The following is a 16,219-nucleotide window of genomic DNA, read 5'->3' on the forward strand; positions in this document are numbered from 1 at the left end:
GGGTTCAGGAGCCGACCCGCTGGATCCGGTGCGGCGCCGCCTGGGCGCGCGGCTGCACGTCGATCCGGTCGATGTTCACGTGCGCGGGCCGGGTGACGGCCCACGCGACGCAGTCGGCCACGTCGTCGGCGGTCAGCGGATCGGGCACCCCGGCGTACGGCTTCTTCGCCGCCTCCGCGTCCCCGCGGAAGCGGACCAGCGAGAACTCCTCGGTGTGCACCAGACCGGGGGCGATCTCGGTGATGCGGACCGGCTGCTCGACCAGTTCCAGCCGCATGGTGTCGTTCACGGCGGCCGCGGCGTGCTTGGCCGCGATGTAGCCCGCACCGCCCTCGTAGGCCACGTGGGCGGCCAGCGAGGTGATGTTGACCACGTGGCCCTCACCGCTGTCGATCAGCTTCGGCAGCATCGCCCGGGTCATCCGGAGCAGCCCGAGCACGTTGGTGTCGTACATCGTCTGCCAGTCCGCCGGGTCGGCCTCGGCGACCGTCTCCATGCCGATCGCGCCGCCCGCGTTGTTGATCAGAACGTGGCAGGCCGGCAGCCGTGCCGCCAGGGCGTCGACCGACTCCTGGGACGTCACGTCGAGCGTCACGGCCTCCACGAAACCGCGCCGTCCTGCCGGGTCCGCGTCCTCGATCTCATGGACGAGGTCGTCGAGCCGGTCGCGCCGGCGGGCCGCCAGGACGACGTTGAACCCCTCGGTGGCCAGCCTGCGGGCCGTCGCCGCGCCGATACCGCTGCTTGCTCCCGTGATAACCGCAGTCTTCCGCACCGGCCCAGTATTTCAGGTGTCAGCGCCCGGCCAGGGGAACATAGATCTGTGCCGATAGGTTCTGCTAGCGGAGGTGGTGCCCCGTGTCGCGCCGAATCACCCGGGTTGCGACGGTAAGTGTTCATACGTCTCCCCTGGACCAACCTGGTACAGGTGATGCCGGTGGTATGAACGTCTACATCGTCGAGGTCGCCAAGCGGCTCGCCGCCCGGGGGATCGAGGTGGACATCTTCACCCGCGCCACCTCACGGGCACTGCCGCCGGTCGCCGAGCTGGCGCCCGGCGTGCTGGTACGGCACATCGTGGCCGGCCCCTTCGAGGAGCTGGACAAGAACGAGCTGCCCGGTCAGCTGTGCGGTTTCACCTCCGGCCTGATGCGCACCGAGGCGTCCTACGAGCCGGGCCACTACGACCTCCTGCACTCCCACTACTGGCTGTCCGGGCAGTCCGCCTGGGCCGCCAAGGAGCGCTGGCGGGTGCCGATGGTGCACTCGATGCACACCCTGGCCAAGGTCAAGAACGACGCGCTCGCGGTGGGGGACTCCCCCGAACCGGGCATCCGGGTGCTCGGCGAGGAACTGGTCGTGGAGTCCGCCGACCGGCTGATCGCCAACACCGACAAGGAGGCCCGCCAGCTCGTCGCCCTCTACGGCGCAGATCCGGCCCGGGTGACCACGGTGAACCCCGGGGTGAGCCTGTCGGTCTTCCGCCCCGGCTCGCCCGACCTCGCCGCCGGCACGCTGGCGGCCAGAGGGCGGCTGGCGCTGCCCGAGGACGCCCTGGTGATGCTCTTCGTCGGCCGGATCCAGCCGCTCAAGGCTCCCGACGTGCTGCTCCGCGCTGCCGCCCGCATGATCGACGACGATCCGTCGCTGCGCACCCGGCTGGTGGTGGCCGTGGTGGGCGGCCCGAGCGGTACGGGCCGGGAGCGTCCCGAGGAGCTGCAGAAGCTGGCGGCCACCCTCGGCATCGCCGACGTCGTACGGTTCGAGCCGCCATGCCCGCAAGCCGAGCTGGCCGAGTGGTACCGGGCCGCCGACGTGACCGTCGTGCCCTCGCACAGCGAGTCGTTCGGGCTGGTCGCGCTGGAGTCCCAGGCCTGCGGCACCCCCGTCGTGGCCGCCGCGGTCGGCGGGCTCTGCACGGTCGTCCGGGACGGCGAGTCGGGCCTGCTGGTGGCCGGCCACGATCCGGCGGACTACGCGGACGTACTGGCCGGGCTGGCCGGGCGCCCGGGGCTGCGGCGGCGCCTCGCCCGCGGAGCCGTACGCCATGCGACCGAGTTCGGCTGGTCCGCCACCGTCGACCGTCTGCTTGAGGTGTATACCGGTGTCGTGAACGAACAGGCCGTGAGGATCTCCGCATGAGCGCAGCAGAGATCATCGAGGAGACCCTGAAGACCGCCGGACTCGAGTACGAGCGGCCGCGCGACGGCGCGTACTTCATCAAGCTCCCCGGCACGCACAAGCTGGCCACCATGGCGTGGCTGATCGTCGGCGACCACAGCCTGCACATCGAGGCCTTCTTCTGCCGGAAGCCGGACGAGAACCACGCTGGGTTCTACCGGTTCCTGCTGGAGAAGAGCGGGCGGATGTACGGCATGGGATTCACCCTCGACGAGGCCGGCGACGTCTATCTCGTCGGCAAGGTCCCGCTGGCCTCGATCAGCGCCGACGAGATCGACCGGCTGCTCGGCTGCGTCCTGACCTACTCGGACGAGAACTTCGACCGGGCCCTGGAGCTCGGCTTCAAGAGCTCCATCCAGCGCGAGTGGGAGTGGCGGGAGAAGCGCGGGGAGAGCCTCGCCAACCTGCAGGCCTTCGCCTCCTTCGCCGACCCCGCCCGGCGCTGAGCCCCGGCCGGCCGCGATCCCCGCGCCGTGACCGGTGCCGCCGTGATCACTCGGGGCCGGTGGCCGGGGTCCGGTCCAGGCACACGATGACCGCGTCGTCGAGGAGTTCGCCGCCCTCGTGGTAGTCCAGCAGCTCGCGGGTCAGGGTGCGTACCGCTTCGGAGGGGTCCTGCAGGCGGGTGGCCTTCAGCGCCCGGGGCAGGCCGGCCGAGCCGTAGAGATCTCCGCCGGGCGACCGCGCGGTGTGCACGCCGTCGCTGACCAGGACGAGCCGGTCGCCGGGCTCGATGGCGAACTCCTCCTCGGTGTAGACGGTGTCGTAGAACATCCCCAGCGGGAGCTGCTCCTCCAGCTTGAGCACGTCGACCGAGGTGCCGCGCATCCGCCAGAGCTGCGGGGATCCGGCGTCCACCGCCCGTACCCGCCCGCCGGCAACGTCCCACTCCAGTAGCAGCGTGGCCACGTTCAGCTCTCCGCCGTGGTGCGAGTGGATGATCTCGTTGGCCAGCACGGCCTGGTCGAGCAGGCTCGCCCCGGAGCGGCGTGCGTTGCGCATCGTGCTGATCGCCAGATGGGTGAGCATGGCGGCCTCGGTGCCCTGCCCCATGCCGTTGCTGACGGTGATGGTGAGCCGGTCCTCGGCGGCGGACCAGTCGTAGTTGTCGCCGCAGATGGCGTACGCGGGCTCCAGGTGACCGGCCAGCCGGTATTCGGGGCAGGTACAGGACCGGCCGGGCAGCAGGTCCCACTGCATCTCGGCGGCGAGGGTGAGCCGGTGGTGCCTGCGGCGGATCTCCCGGTAGGTGTCGGTCGCGTTGTCGGCGAGTTTCATGGCCCGCGCCAGCGTGGCCGCGACCGTGGTGAACCGCCGCGTCTGGCCGGGGGCCGGGGCGGTGTCGGTGGACAGCGACAGGATCCCGACCCGCTCACCGTGGACCGTGAGCGGCAGGTGGAGCCGGTACGGCCCGTCGGCGGGCGAGGCCGGGGTCTCGGCGATGATCTGCTGTGCGGCGAACGCCCGCCCGGCAGGGGTGGTGTCGATCCGGAGGGCGTCCAGGTCCATGGTGACCGGGACCAGCCGGCCCATCGGGTAGTCGGCCAGGTAGATCTGCACGTCGCGGATGGACGGATGCGCGCCGATGACCCGCAGTGCGGTGTCGGCGACGGCATGCGGCCGGGCCTGCCAGATGGCGCTCTCGGTGTCGAGCGGAAGTTCGTCGGGCATGGCCCTCGGCCCCTCTCCCGGGTGGGTCACCGGGCGGCCAGGACGGTCGCCCGGACGCGGCGCGGTGCTGGTGGCATGTGGAACAGTAGTCCCATGGGCGCAGTGGATGAGCCGTCGCAGGTCGAGGAGCTGACGGCCGCCGTCGACGAGCTGGCCGCGACGTTCACCGAGGTGTGGGGCCGTGCCCACCAGATCCCGCGTTCCCCGATCTCGCTGACCCAGCTGAGGGCGCTGTTCATCGTGGAGCGGGAGGGCAGCGTCAACATCAGCGGCCTGGCCGCGGAGCTGGAGGCGTCGCTGCCGTCCGCCAGCCGCCTGTGCGACCGGCTGCAGGCCGGCGGGCTGCTGGTGCGCGCCGCCCCCGGCGATGACCGGCGGGAGACCTGGCTGCGGGTGAGCCGCGAGGGGCAGGCGCTGGTGGACCGGGTGCGGCGGGCCCGCCGCGAAGATCTCCGGCGCGTGCTGGCCGCGATGCCGGCCGCCGCGCGCACCGCCCTGCTCACCGGTCTGGCGCACTTCCAGGCGGCGACCGCGGAAGGCCGGCGGCAGGCCACCGGATCACCGAGCTCGATCATGGGCCGCCCCGCCTGACCTGGCCCGGCGCCGACGGCCGGGGGCCGTACGGCGGCACCTGGGTCACAGGTGTCACCGGCGTCCCGGTGGGCAGGGAGATGATGCGCGTCCGTCCCGAGGTCCCCCGCCCCCCGAGCGAGGAACGCAAGGTGAACGAAGATCAACGGTCCCCCTCCCGCCCGCACCCGTTCCAGGAGGAGAGCGCCCTGCTGGAACAGGCGACCAGGTCGCTGCTCCAAGTGTGGTGCCGTGCCCAGGACGAGTCGGTCACCGGCCTTCCCTTCGCCCAGCTGCAGACGCTGGAGGCCATCGCCCAGCTGCGGTCACCGGGGCTCGGCGAGCTGGCCGACACCCTGGGCGTCATCCCCTCCTCCGCCAGCCGGCTGTGCGACCGGCTGGCGCCCGCCGGACTGGCCCGGCGCGCCACCGGCCCCGGGGACCGGCGGCGGGTCAGCGTCGCGCTGACCCCCGAGGGCGACCGGGTGCACGCCGAGCTGGTGGCCCGCCGCCGCCGTGAACTGCGGCGGGTGCTGGCCCACATGACCGACGACGGCCGTACGGCGCTGCTGCGCGGGCTGGACGAGTTCGACGCGGCGCTCGGCTCGGCGGGGCCACGATGACCCCCCGGGTGCCGCTCCGGCCCTGACATTCGGGGACCGAGTCATCGCAGGCAGTGATAGTTGTCGTACGACAATCATCACCAGTATCGTGCTTCCCGGTCGTAGCGACGCTCATCGCCCCGCTGCCGGAGCGGTGCAGTCGGTTCGTGCCGGTGATTGGACGGAAACCCCTGTGAGTATCGGCAGCCGATCACGGCCGCGTGTCGCCGGCGCCGCCGGTCAGGACGTCTTCGACCTGCTCCTGATCGAGGACGATCCGGGCGACGTCCTCCTGGTGGAGGAGTACCTCGAGGAGAGCGACCTCAACGTCCGCATGACCGTGGCGCGCAGCCTCGGGGACGCGCGGCGGTTACTCACCCCCGACGCGGACCCGGCACGCTGCATCCTGGTGGACCTGTCGTTGCCCGACGCCTCCGGGCTGGAACTGCTCAGCGAGGTGCTGACCCGGGCACCGAGGTCGGCGGTGCTCGTGCTCACCGGGCTCCAGGACGTCCAGGTGGCCGCGTCCGCGGTCGCCGCCGGGGCCCAGGACTACCTGGTCAAGCAGGAGGTCGAGGCACCGCTGCTGGCCCGGGCGATCCGCTACGCCATCGAGCGCAAACGCGCCGACGAGACCGAGCGGCAACTCTTCGAAGAGCGCTTCCTGAGCGAGGAGAACGCGCGGCTCGAACGCGGGCTGCTGCCCGTGCCGATCCTGAGCGACCCGGATCTGCGGCACCACGCCCGCTACCAGCCGGGACGCCAGTGGACCCTGCTCGGGGGAGACTTCCACGACACCGTCCAGACGCCCGACGGCCGGGTCCACGTGGTCATCGGCGACGTGAGCGGGCACGGCGCCGACGAGGCCTCACTGGGGGTACGGCTGCGCATCGCCTGGCGCACCCTCGTGCTGGCGGGGCACTCCGGCGAGCGGGTGCTGACCACGCTGGACGCGGTGCTCACGGCCGAACGCTGGGCCGACTACATCTTCACCACCCTGTGCATGATCACCATTGACGCGTCCCGGCGCCGGGCCCGGATGTTCCGCGCGGGCCATCCCCAGCCGCTGCTGGTCCGCGGATCGCAGGTCGAGGCGCTGCCCGACGACCGGTGCGGTCCCGCCCTGGGGCTCATCCCGGACGCCGAGTGGCAGACGACCGAGATCGAGCTCGGGGAAACCTGGAGCCTCATGCTCTACACCGACGGCCTGATCGAGGGGTACGCCGGCGAGAACGGCGCACGCCTCGACCTCGAAGGACTGGTGGAGCTGGCCGGCCGGGCGGTCGCCGACGGCCACACGGGAGCCGAGCTGATCGATCATCTGGTCTCCGAGGTCGAGACGCTCAACGGCGGGGTGCTCACCGACGACCTGGCGGTCCTGCTGCTCACCTGGGACGGGCCCGGAGCCGCGCCGCGGGTGCCCGCACTCCCGGGCGCCCCGGGCCACTAAGCTTTGGGGCTATGGCGACCTTGGTTTTGCTCCGCCACGGCGAGAGCGTGTGGAACGCGGAGGGACTGTTCACCGGATGGGTGGACGTCGACCTTTCCGAGAAGGGCGAGGGCGAGGCGACCAACGGCGGCGATCTGCTGCTGGACGCCGACATCGTCCCGGACGTCGTGCACACCTCGGTGCTCAAGCGGGCCATCCGCACCGCCAACATCGCGCTCGACGTGGCCGACCTGCTGTGGATCCCGGTCCGCCGGTCCTGGCGGCTCAACGAGCGGCACTACGGCGCGCTGCAGGGCAAGAGCAAGGCCCAGACCCTCGAGGAGTTCGGCGAGGAGCAGTTCAAGATCTGGCGCCGCTCGTTCGACACCCCGCCGCCGCCGATCTCCGACGACGACCCGCTGTCCCAGGTCCACGACCTGCGCTACTCCGAGCTGCCCTCCGAGCTCGTACCCCGCACGGAGTGCCTGGCCGACGTCATCGACCGGATGCTGCCCTACTGGTACGACGCGATCATCCCGGATCTCGCGGCCGGCCAGACCGTCCTGGTGGCCGCGCACGGCAATTCGCTCCGGGCGCTGGTCAAGCACCTCGACGGCATCTCCGACGAGGACATCGCCGGGCTGAACATCCCCACCGGCATCCCGCTGGTGTACGAGCTCGACAACGACTACGTGCCGCTGAAGCGGGGCGGGGTCTACCTCGACCCGGAGGCCGCCAAGGCCGCCATCGAGGCCGTCGCCAACCAGGGCAAGAGCGCGCCCAAGGCCGGGGCCAAGGCCCAGCCGGAGGCCAAGGGCAAGCCCGAGGCCGCGCCGGCCGGCAAGGCGAAGGCCAAGGCGGAGCCCAAACCCCGCAGCAGGCGCCTCGGCCGCAAATAAACCTCCCTACCCCGTCTCCCATCCGTGATCATGCAATCGTTGGACGATTGATTGCATGATCACGGAAGGAGTGTTCGTGGGGAGAAAAAGAGCGTGTTCGTGGAAGTAAGGCGGCGCCCCCCCCGGGTGGGGGCGGCGCCTCTTTCGACGCGGGAGGCCTTACTGGCTCTCGATGATCTCCTCGGGGCGCTGGCCGGTGACCAGGTACACCACGTTCTCGGCCACGTGCACCGCATGGTCGGCGAACCGCTCGAAGTAGCGGCCCGCCAGGGTGATGTCCACGGCGGGCTCCACCCCGTGCTTCCAGTTGGGCGACAGCAGGGTACGGAAGAGCTTGCTGTGCAGCCGGTCCATCGCGTCGTCGTCGGTGTCGAGCTCCAGGCCCATCGCGACGTCCTGTGACGCGATGACGCTGCCGGCCTTTGCGATCATCCGCTCGGCGATCTGGCCCATCTCCAGGATGGTGGCTTGCAGCTCCGGCGGCACCGCCGACTCGGGGTGACGGCGCCGTGCGGTCTTGGCGATGTGCACGGCCAGGTCGCCCATGCGCTCCAGATCACCGCTGGTGCGCAGGGTCGTGATCACCTGGCGCAGGTCGCTCGCCACGGGCTGCTGGCGCGCCATGAGCTCGAAAACCGACTCCTCGATCTCCAGGTGGAGCTTGTCGACGTGCTCGTCGGAGCCGATGACCTCTTCCGCGAGGCGCAGATCCGCGTCGAGCAGGGCCGTGGTGGCCCTGGCCATGGACGACCGCACGAGCCGCGTCATCTCGACGAGTTTGTAGGAGAGGGAATCGAGTTCTTCGTGGTAGGCGTCGCGCAATTGATGTCCTTCTATGGTGAACGAGGAGGGGTGCGGCGGCGCGCGCCCTACCCGGAATGGTCCATGGCACACCCTCCATGACCGGCATGAACGAACCTGGATAAGGAGGTGAACTTTGAGCGAACGTGACTTCGGTATCTCCCCCCATGGTGCAAGACCGCACTGAATCACACCTACGATCCCAAGTGTGGAGGTCGAAGTTGTCGCAGGTCTGGCGGGGCTCGTGGGGCTCGCGACGGGATTGGCGACCGGATTGGCGGTAAGGGTGAGCGAGAAGGCCCAGCGCGCCGTCCAGCCGCCGGCCTCGCCCTCCGGCGTGCCGCCGGGAGTCGCGTCGGTGCTCAGTGTCCTGCCCTCCTCGGCCGTCGTCATCGACGGTGAGGACCGGGTGCTGCGGGCCAGCTCCGCCGCCCGGGCGTTCGGCATGGTCAGCGGAGACCGGCTGGTGGTCGACGAGCTGCTCGCCATGACCAGGCTGGTCCGCCGGGACGGTGAGATCCGCGAGATGGAGCTCCCGGTGGGCTCCTCGCGCATTCACCGGGAGGGCCGCTGGTTCGCCGTCCGGGTCGCGCCGCTGGGCGTGCACGGGCTGGTGCTGGTCCTCGCGGAGGACCTCACCGAGCTACGGCGCGTCGAGGCGATCCGCCGCGACTTCGTCGCCAACGTCAGTCACGAGCTCAAGACCCCGGTCGGTGCGCTCTCACTGCTGGCCGAGACCGTGGAAGAGGCCGCCGACGATCCCGACGCCGTCCGCCGTTTCGCCGGCCGGATGCAGTTGGAGTCCGTCCGCCTCACCAACCTCGTGCACGACCTCATCACGCTGGCCCGGGTGCAGAACGACGAGCCGCTGCCCGAGCTGCGGCCGGTGTCGCTGGACCAGATCGTGGTCGAGGCCGTGGACCGCTGCAGGCTCAAGGCCTCGGCCCGCAACATCGACCTGGCCACCGGCGGCCGCGACGGGCTCAAGGTCCGCGGCGACGAGGAGCTGCTGATCACCGCGCTGCGCAACCTCGTGGACAACGCCGTGGCCTACAGCCCCGAGAACACCCGGGTGGTCATCGCCACCCGGCAGACCGACGACGACGATGTCGAGATCAGCGTGACCGACCAGGGCATCGGCATCCCCGGTGCCGACCTCCAGCGGATCTTCGAACGGTTCTACCGGGTCGACCCCGCGCGATCCCGGCAGACCGGTGGTACGGGCCTCGGGCTCGCCATCGTCAAGCACGTCACCACCAAGCACGGCGGCGAGGTCACTGTATGGAGCAAGGAGGGCTCCGGCTCCACCTTCACCCTCCGGTTGCCCCTGTTGTCGCCGGCACATCCGACCACCCGCCAGGAAGCCCCCGAATCCCCTGAGGATGCATCTCTGATGGACACCGCCCGGGAGGAAACACCGTGACCCGCGTTCTCGTCGTAGAAGACGAGGAGTCGTTCAGCGACGCACTGTCGTACATGTTGCGCAAAGAGGGTTTCGAGGTCGCCATCGCGGCGACCGGCCCCGATGCGATAGAGACCTTCGAACGCAACGGCGCCGACCTGGTGCTGCTCGACCTGATGCTGCCGGGCCTGCCCGGCACGGAGGTGTGCCGAGAGCTACGGGCACGTTCCAATGTTCCGGTGATCATGCTGACCGCCAAGGACAGCGAGGTCGACAAGGTCGTCGGGCTGGAGCTCGGCGCGGACGACTACGTCACCAAGCCGTTCTCCTCCCGCGAGCTGGTCGCGCGGATCCGAGCCGTACTGCGCAGGCAGGGCGACGTCGAGGAGCTCGCTCCGGCGACCCTGGAGGCCGGCCCGGTCCGGATGGACGTCGAGCGGCACATCGTGAGCGTGAGCGGCCAGTCCGTGCAGCTCCCGCTCAAGGAGTTCGAGCTGCTCGAGGTGCTGCTCCGCAACGCGGGCCGGGTGCTCACCCGGATGCAGCTCATCGACCGGGTCTGGGGAGCCGACTACGTCGGGGACACCAAGACGCTCGACGTGCACGTCAAGCGACTCCGCGCCAAGATCGAGCCGTCGCCCTCGGCGCCTCGCTACATCGTCACCGTGCGCGGCCTGGGCTACAAGTTCGAGCCCTGACGAACGCCGTGACCTGCGTGTTCTCTCAGGCCAGGTCGTCTGAGGGCACACCCAGGGCACTCGGCATCTCGCGACCGGTGCGGCGGCGCCCCGGCGACGGGACCAGGGCGCCGGCGGGGGTCAGGGCGTCGGGGTGGGGCTGGGCGTCTTCCGCACCTTCTTGAGCTTCCTGGACGCCGGTGAGGCGGTGGCGCCCGGAGTGGCGGTGCCGGAGGCGCCCGCCGAGGCACTCGGTGACGCTCCCGGCGTGGACGCCCCCGGGGTGCTCGGCTCCGCGCTCGGCGCCGGCCCGTAGGTCTGGAAGTCACCGCTCTGCGGGACGACCGGGACGGTGGCCTTCACCACTCCGGCCCGCTCGAACTGCAGGGCCACCTGAATGTTCTCGCCGCCCTTCAGCGGCTGGGTGAGCCCGGACAGCACGGCCCGCGGGCCGGTCGGGCTGTTCAGCGACACGGCCTGGCCCGCCGGCAGCGCCAGCCCGCCGCCGGCGAGCGGCGCGGGCGCCCCGGAGACGTTCGAGGAGACCGCGACGAGCTTGTCCGGCTGCCCGTCGGCGGCACTGTTGATCAACGTGGCGTAGAGCGGCGCCGATCCGCCCGCGGTGAGGGTTTTGCCCTCGGCCGGGCCCAGCACGAACATGTTCCGGATCTGGACGTCCAGGTCCGTCCGCGAGACGTTGACGCCCTCGGTGAGCTGGGTCGGCCGGGCGGTCTCCGGGTTTGCGCCGGCGCCACAACCGGTCACCGTGGAGGCGAGGGTGAGGGCACCGGCGATGGCGAGTGCGGTCACCCGGCGGCTGTTGCGGATCACAGCGTCGATCTCCTCATGGTGCAGAAGGGTGCTCGGAGCTCGCGCGAAGGGGGAACTCCCGGCGTGTGGCGGAAATGCCTCAGCGAAGCGTAGCGACTTCAGCGGGGAGGTTGGTTCAGGGGGTGGGAATCAGGCCCTGTCCCGGCGCCCGGAGCTTCTCCAGCTCCGGCTGCAGATTGAGGCCGGGCTGGACGTTGAGGCGGGTGTCGCGGAGCACGCCGTCGGTGTGCACGAGCAGCAGGGTGAGCCCGGCGGCGTGGTAGGTGCGGCTCAGCACCCCTTCCTCGTCTCGCACGATCTTCGCGCCGTTGCCGGCGGTCTCGTCCAGCGCCCGCAGCTCGCCGGCGGTGTTCTTGGTCCAGTGGTGGCTGCCGACCAGGAACCGGCGGAGGTCGTATTTCTGGGCCTGCCGGGTGACGTCCCGGAGGGCCTGCTCGCACCGGCAGCCGTCGGGCACCAGGGCGACGAGCCCGACCAGGTCGCTGGTGGGGCCCTGCGGCTGCCCGGTGATGGTCACCTGGCCGGCCGGCAGGAGACCGCCGGGCCTGCCCGGCTGGGCCGTGATGGGCCCGTCGGCCGTCGGCGTGCCGCCCGTGCGGGGGATCGAGCTCCTCGGCCCGAAGACGGTCATGAGCGTGCCGCTGACGACCGCGATCAGCAGGGCCAGCGCGATGATCGGTGTCGCCAGGCCATAGCGCGTGAAGGGGCCGGTCAGCCGCCGCATCCGCTGCCGGCGGCGACGCTGACGCTCCTCCCGCCGGTAGGCGATGAGATCACGGTCGAGCTCGCGCGCGTCGTCGGGGATGATCACCTCGACGCGTGGCAGCCCATAGTCATCGCGCTCGGGGTCGCCGTCTTGCCTCACGCCGCACCTCGTCCTGCACAGCCACGTTCTCCGTTCCCGTCGCTCTGGTGACGGGACATACCCACAACTCCAGTATGAGCGGCGAAAGCCGGAGTGTGAGCGGTGTGACCAAGGTCTTCTGGGGGAATCTCGTTGGCACCTCGACCGCGTTACCGAAGCATTGCCCAGGAGGTCAAGACTGATACCAAAGCTTCCAGTTGCACCATCTTGCTACTTTGTCAAGACCCCAATTAGGGTGCTGACCTGCGCTTATGTCGCTAAGGTCGGTGCGCCCACCTGGAAGTGCGTGCTACCCTTGTTCCTAGCGGAAGGGGTACTTGTCACATGACTTTCACGGTCGGCGACACCGTCGTCTACCCCCACCATGGGGCTGCTCGGATCGACGCCATCGAGATTCGCACCATTAAGGGTGAGGACAGGACCTACCTGGTTTTGAAGGTCGACAAGGGTGACCTGACAGTACGCGTCCCCGCCGAGAACGCCGAGCTCGTGGGCGTTCGTGACGTGGTCGGCCAGGAAGGTTTGGAGAAGGTGTTCGAGGTGCTGCGTGCACCTTACACCGAGGAGCCCACCAACTGGTCGCGGCGTTACAAGGCCAACCTGGAGAAGCTCGCCTCCGGGGATGTGAACAAGGTCGCCGAGGTCGTGCGTGACTTGTGGCGTCGCGACAAGGAACGCGGCCTGTCGGCCGGAGAGAAGCGGATGCTGGCGAAGGCCAGGCAGATACTGGTCAGTGAGCTCGCACTGGCAGAGAAGACCAACGAGGACAAAGCAGAGGCCCTCCTCGACGAGGTTCTGACGGGCTGAGGCCCCCCGAGCCGGGGAGCCGGAAGACTCTTGGCCTGTTGAATGAGGGACGTGGAAGTTCCACGGGTGGGCGTCGGGACCGACGTCCACCCTTTTGCGCCCGGACGGCCGCTGTGGGTGGCCGGAATGCAGTGGCCCGGCGAAGGCGATGGCCTGGCCGGCCACTCGGACGGAGACGTGGCCGCGCACGCGGCCTGTGACGCGCTGCTGTCGGCGGCCGGTCTCGGTGATCTCGGAGCCGTCTTCGGCACGGCCGATCCGCGCTGGTCCGGCGCGTCGGGCGTGGACCTGCTCCGCGAGGTCGCCCGGCTGGTCCGCGAGGCGCACTTCGCCATCGGCAACGTGGCGATCCAGATCATCGGTAACCGCCCCAAGATCGGAAAGCGCCGGGCCGAGGCGGAGAAGATCCTCGGTGAGGCCCTCGAAGGTGCCTCGGTGAGCATCTCCGCCACCACCACCGACGGCCTCGGCCTGACCGGGCGGGAGGAGGGCCTCGCCGCCATCGCCACGGCCCTCGTCGTCCCGCTCGGCCCACCCGCCCCGTAAGCCGCTCATGCGGCCGGCGCCGCGGGCTGGACGGTGCCGCTGACCTCGCCGAGGCTGATGCGGGAGCCGTCGGCGCCCGGCGCGGTGGCCCGGACGGTCACGGTGTCACCGTCTTCGAGGAACGTGCGCTTGGTGCCGTCCGCCAGCTCCAGGGGCTCCTCGCCGTTCCAGGTCAGCTCCAGCAGGCAGCCGCGCTGATCGCGTTCCGGGCCGGAGACCGTGCCGGAGGCGAACAGGTCTCCGGTGCGGAGCGTCGCGCCGTTGACCGTGGCGTGGGCGAGCTGCTGCGGCGGCGTCCAGTACATCTCGCGGAACGGCGGCCTGGCCGCCACCTGCCCGTTGATCAGGACTTCCAGGGCGAGGTCCAGGCCCCATGGCTCGGCGCAGCGCAGATAGGGCAGCGGCTCCGGGTCCTGCGCGGGAGGGGGCACTCTGGCGGCCTCCAGGGCGGCGACCGGGACCACCCAGGGCGAGATCGACGTGGCGAAGGACTTGGACAGGAACGGGCCCAGCGGCTGTGCCTCCCACGCCTGCAGGTCGCGGGCGCTCCAGTCGTTGACCAGCACGAACCCGAAGACGTGATCGCGGAAGCCGCTCGGCGGCACCGGGCCGGCCGCGGGCGGTCCGGCCACGAACCCCACCTCGGCCTCCAGGTCGAGCCGCAGCGACGGGCCGAAGGACGGGTTCTGGTCGCCGGGCAGCAGCCGCTGCCCGGACGGCCGCACCACCGGCGTGCCGGAGACCACCACGGTGCCCGCCCGGCTGTGATACCCGAGCGGGAGCCGCCGCCAGTTGGGCGTCAGCGGCTGTCCGTGCGGGCGGAAGATCCGCCCCACGTTGGTCGCGTGCTCCAGCGAGGAGTAGAAGTCGACGTAGTCGGCCACCTCGATCGGCCGGTGCAGGTCCACGTCGGCCACCGGCAGCAGATGCGGCTGGACGTGGTCGGCGTACGACGAGTCGGTGAGCAGCTCGGTGAGCCTGACCCGGTTGGCCCGCCAGGCGGGCGGCCCGGCGGCCATGAAGCCGTTCAGCGACCCCGCGGCGAACCAGCGCCCGCGCTCCTCGATGAGGCAGTCCGCGGCGAGCCCGGCCAGGTCCAGCACGGAAGCGCCCACGGCCACCCCCACCCGCGGGGGGCCGCCGGGCGGGGAGAACACGCCGTACGGCAGGTTGGCCAGTCCCAGGCCACTGTCCTGCGGGATCGCAACCCAGCTCATGCGGGCTTACCTTCCCCCTCCGGAGCCGATCAGCCCCTCCTCCGGCACAACGTACGGGATCATTCGTCGGGCGGTGTGGGGGAGCTGCGGAACGTGCTCGACGGCGGCCTCCACTCGACCTCGCCGGTCCGCTCCGGCTCCAGGCCGGGCCGGTCGGTCCGCAGGCCCTCGGCGGTGTCCTCGGACCACCTCCGCGCGTCCTCGGCCGCCTCGGCGCTCCAGCGTTCCACGTCGTCGGTGGTGCTCTGGGCCCCCTCCGGGTCCGCGTCGCCCGCGGTACGCCCGGGCACCAGGGGGTCGTCGCCCGCGTCCGGGTCCTCGGCACGGTCCACCACGGGCACGTCGGCGCCGTCCTCGTCGCCGCCGGAGGCCGGGTCACCACCCGTCACCGGTTCCGTACGGAGATCGCTCGCCGGAGGGGCGGCCTGGGGGTGCGACTCCGGAGGGGGATCGGTCGCCCAGAGCGCTGCCCCGGCGTCCGGCTCCGCGGCACCGGGCATGACGATGTCCGGCCGGGTGGTCGCGGCCGGCCGGCCCACCAGCTTGATGTCCGTGGGCAGCGAGGCCTGCGGGGGAGGCTTGCCGAACGTCACCGGCTCCGGCTCCGGCTCCGGCTCGGGGCCGGCGGCCGGCCCGGGGATCGGCTCCGAACCCACGGGCGGCTCGGAGATCGCCCTGGGTTCGGAGAACGCGATCGGCTCCTGCCCCGCCGCAGGCTCCGGGATCGCGAAGGGGTCGGGGCCCGCGGCCGGCTCCGGGATCGCGAAGGGCTCCGGGCTCGCGGCCGGTTCGCGGCTCGTCACGGGCTCGGGGCTCGCGGCGGGTTCCGGGATCGGGTTCGGGATCGGGTCGGCCTCGTAGGCCCGCAGCGGGTCGCGCTCGTAGGGCTGTATCGCGGGATCGGGTTCGTACGGCGCGGGCTCGGGATCGTAGGGCACCAGCGCCCAGTCGAGCGCGGCCTCGGCGGGCGGCTCCTCGGGAGCCCAGGGACCGCGCCAGGCGGGCTCCTGCGCGTCGGCGGCGGTCTCGGCGGGAGGCCGTCCCGTCTCGTGGTCCGGGTGGGTGTCCGGGGCGCCGGCGCCCTCCCCGTCCGGCGCCGGTCCGTCGTCCCCGGCCGGGGAGCCCTCGCCCGGGCGTGCGGCCCGGCGCGCCAGTGCCGCCCGGGCCTGCTTGAACATGGCCAGCCACAGCCAGATCGCCAGCAGCAGCATGACGTGCGGGGCGACGGCGACGCCCGCCCTCAGCGCGTCGTCCGGCAGCGCGGCGTACCCCTTGGTGGCCCGCTGCACGCTGGCCGCCGCGGCCCCGGCCAGCAGGACGAGCAGCAGCAGCCAGCGGGGCCAGCGGACCCACCAGCGGGTGTTCCGGGCCACCACCAGCGCCAGGATCGTCACCGTGATGAGCACGTCGAACATCACCGGGTAGGCCGGGGCGAACCGGCGGGGAGCGTGGCCCTCGACGACGAGGGCACGCAGATCGGCGTAGGTGACGACGAACGCCACGCCCGCGAGCACGGCGACACCGAGACCCGCGGACACGGTCAGCAGCCGCCGCTGCGTTCTGGTGTACCGCGGCGTCCCGGAAGGGTTGGGGGGCATCTCACTCATCTCGGGGGAGCGTAATCAAGTGGCCGGTCCGTTGGCTCTATCTTCGGCGCGATCTCCCAGTTGGGTACGGAATGCCGGCGCGTGTCGCCGCCCGGATCGGGGCCCGCGGGCTGG

The 16,219-nt window shown here is 71.3% G+C and carries 17 protein-coding genes; 10 read left to right on the forward strand and 7 right to left on the reverse strand.

Annotation, left to right across the window (positions count from 1 at the left end):
* Positions 1 to 4: 4 nt before the first annotated feature.
* Positions 5 to 775 (reverse strand): SDR family NAD(P)-dependent oxidoreductase, encoded by a 771-nt coding sequence (locus ACRYCC_RS09035; protein ID WP_433810240.1) that lies wholly within the window; start codon positions 773 to 775, stop codon positions 5 to 7.
* 83 nt (positions 776 to 858) lie between these two features.
* Between ACRYCC_RS09035 and mshA the strand changes: the two genes are divergently transcribed.
* Together mshA and ACRYCC_RS09045 are read left to right on the forward strand one after the other, a co-directional pair.
* Positions 859 to 2,142, forward strand: a complete 1,284-nt coding sequence (mshA, locus tag ACRYCC_RS09040) for a D-inositol-3-phosphate glycosyltransferase (protein ID WP_433810242.1) — start codon at positions 859 to 861, stop codon at positions 2,140 to 2,142.
* Positions 2,139 to 2,627 (forward strand): type III secretion system chaperone family protein, encoded by a 489-nt coding sequence (locus tag ACRYCC_RS09045; RefSeq protein ID WP_433810244.1) that lies wholly within the window; start codon positions 2,139 to 2,141, stop codon positions 2,625 to 2,627. The genes mshA and ACRYCC_RS09045 overlap by 4 nt, the downstream gene beginning before the upstream one ends.
* A gap of 46 nt (positions 2,628 to 2,673) precedes the next feature.
* Here the strand turns inward: ACRYCC_RS09045 and ACRYCC_RS09050 are convergent, their stop codons facing one another.
* Positions 2,674 to 3,852 (reverse strand): PP2C family protein-serine/threonine phosphatase, encoded by a 1,179-nt coding sequence (locus ACRYCC_RS09050; protein WP_433810245.1) that lies wholly within the window; start codon positions 3,850 to 3,852, stop codon positions 2,674 to 2,676.
* A 93-nt stretch (positions 3,853 to 3,945) separates the two neighbouring features.
* On the opposite strand from ACRYCC_RS09050, the gene ACRYCC_RS09055 reads away from it, so the two are divergent.
* The 4 genes from ACRYCC_RS09055 (at position 3,946) to ACRYCC_RS09070 (ending at position 7,352) form a co-directional block, all read left to right on the forward strand.
* The gene (locus tag ACRYCC_RS09055) at positions 3,946 to 4,443 is read left to right on the forward strand and encodes a MarR family winged helix-turn-helix transcriptional regulator (RefSeq protein WP_433810247.1); all 498 of its coding nucleotides are present in this window, start codon (positions 3,946 to 3,948) and stop codon (positions 4,441 to 4,443) included.
* A 131-nt stretch (positions 4,444 to 4,574) separates the two neighbouring features.
* Positions 4,575 to 5,045, forward strand: coding sequence for a MarR family winged helix-turn-helix transcriptional regulator (locus ACRYCC_RS09060; RefSeq protein WP_433810250.1), 471 nt, complete (start codon positions 4,575 to 4,577; stop codon positions 5,043 to 5,045).
* A 172-nt stretch (positions 5,046 to 5,217) separates the two neighbouring features.
* Complete coding sequence (locus ACRYCC_RS09065; RefSeq protein ID WP_433810252.1) at positions 5,218 to 6,474, forward strand: PP2C family protein-serine/threonine phosphatase; 1,257 nt, start codon at positions 5,218 to 5,220, stop codon at positions 6,472 to 6,474.
* An 11-nt stretch (positions 6,475 to 6,485) separates the two neighbouring features.
* On the forward strand, positions 6,486 to 7,352 hold the full coding sequence (locus tag ACRYCC_RS09070) for a phosphoglyceromutase (protein ID WP_433810254.1): 867 nt from the start codon (positions 6,486 to 6,488) through the stop codon (positions 7,350 to 7,352).
* Positions 7,353 to 7,511: 159 nt separating this feature from the next.
* On the opposite strand, the gene phoU is transcribed toward ACRYCC_RS09070, so the two are convergent.
* A complete protein-coding gene (phoU, locus tag ACRYCC_RS09075) occupies positions 7,512 to 8,174 on the reverse strand; it encodes a phosphate signaling complex protein PhoU (RefSeq protein ID WP_433810256.1) in 663 nt (220 codons plus the stop codon).
* A gap of 187 nt (positions 8,175 to 8,361) precedes the next feature.
* Between phoU and ACRYCC_RS09080 the strand changes: the two genes are divergently transcribed.
* Together ACRYCC_RS09080 and ACRYCC_RS09085 are read left to right on the forward strand one after the other, a co-directional pair.
* Positions 8,362 to 9,576: a sensor histidine kinase gene (locus ACRYCC_RS09080; RefSeq protein ID WP_433810258.1), complete on the forward strand. Its 1,215-nt coding sequence runs from the start codon at positions 8,362 to 8,364 to the stop codon at positions 9,574 to 9,576.
* Entirely contained in the window at positions 9,573 to 10,253 is a 681-nt protein-coding gene (locus ACRYCC_RS09085; RefSeq protein WP_433810260.1) for a response regulator, read from the forward strand. Before ACRYCC_RS09080 ends, ACRYCC_RS09085 begins: the two co-directional genes overlap by 4 nt.
* 120 nt (positions 10,254 to 10,373) lie before the next feature.
* Here ACRYCC_RS09085 and ACRYCC_RS09090 read toward each other — a convergent pair whose 3' ends face one another.
* Positions 10,374 to 11,063, reverse strand: coding sequence for a copper chaperone PCu(A)C domain-containing protein (locus tag ACRYCC_RS09090; protein ID WP_433810262.1), 690 nt, complete (start codon positions 11,061 to 11,063; stop codon positions 10,374 to 10,376).
* Positions 11,064 to 11,178: 115 nt separating this feature from the next.
* Positions 11,179 to 11,928, reverse strand: coding sequence for a hypothetical protein (locus ACRYCC_RS09095; protein WP_433810263.1), 750 nt, complete (start codon positions 11,926 to 11,928; stop codon positions 11,179 to 11,181).
* A gap of 324 nt (positions 11,929 to 12,252) precedes the next feature.
* Here ACRYCC_RS09095 and ACRYCC_RS09100 point away from each other — a divergent pair, with 324 nt between their 5' ends.
* Positions 12,253 to 12,735, forward strand: a complete 483-nt coding sequence (locus tag ACRYCC_RS09100) for a CarD family transcriptional regulator (RefSeq protein ID WP_433810265.1) — start codon at positions 12,253 to 12,255, stop codon at positions 12,733 to 12,735.
* A 66-nt stretch (positions 12,736 to 12,801) separates the two neighbouring features.
* On the forward strand, positions 12,802 to 13,281 hold the full coding sequence (gene ispF, locus ACRYCC_RS09105) for a 2-C-methyl-D-erythritol 2,4-cyclodiphosphate synthase (RefSeq protein WP_433812123.1): 480 nt from the start codon (positions 12,802 to 12,804) through the stop codon (positions 13,279 to 13,281).
* A 5-nt stretch (positions 13,282 to 13,286) separates the two neighbouring features.
* Here the strand turns inward: ispF and fahA are convergent, their stop codons facing one another.
* Together fahA and ACRYCC_RS09115 are read right to left on the reverse strand one after the other, a co-directional pair.
* The gene (fahA, locus tag ACRYCC_RS09110; protein WP_433810267.1) at positions 13,287 to 14,498 is read right to left on the reverse strand and encodes a fumarylacetoacetase; all 1,212 of its coding nucleotides are present in this window, start codon (positions 14,496 to 14,498) and stop codon (positions 13,287 to 13,289) included.
* Between the two features lie 59 nt (positions 14,499 to 14,557).
* Complete coding sequence (locus tag ACRYCC_RS09115) at positions 14,558 to 16,105, reverse strand: hypothetical protein (protein ID WP_433810268.1); 1,548 nt, start codon at positions 16,103 to 16,105, stop codon at positions 14,558 to 14,560.
* Positions 16,106 to 16,219 lie beyond the last annotated feature (114 nt).

Source organism: Actinomadura scrupuli, assembly GCF_050971785.1.
Taxonomy (GTDB): Bacteria; Actinomycetota; Actinomycetes; order Streptosporangiales; family Streptosporangiaceae; genus Actinomadura_E; species Actinomadura_E scrupuli.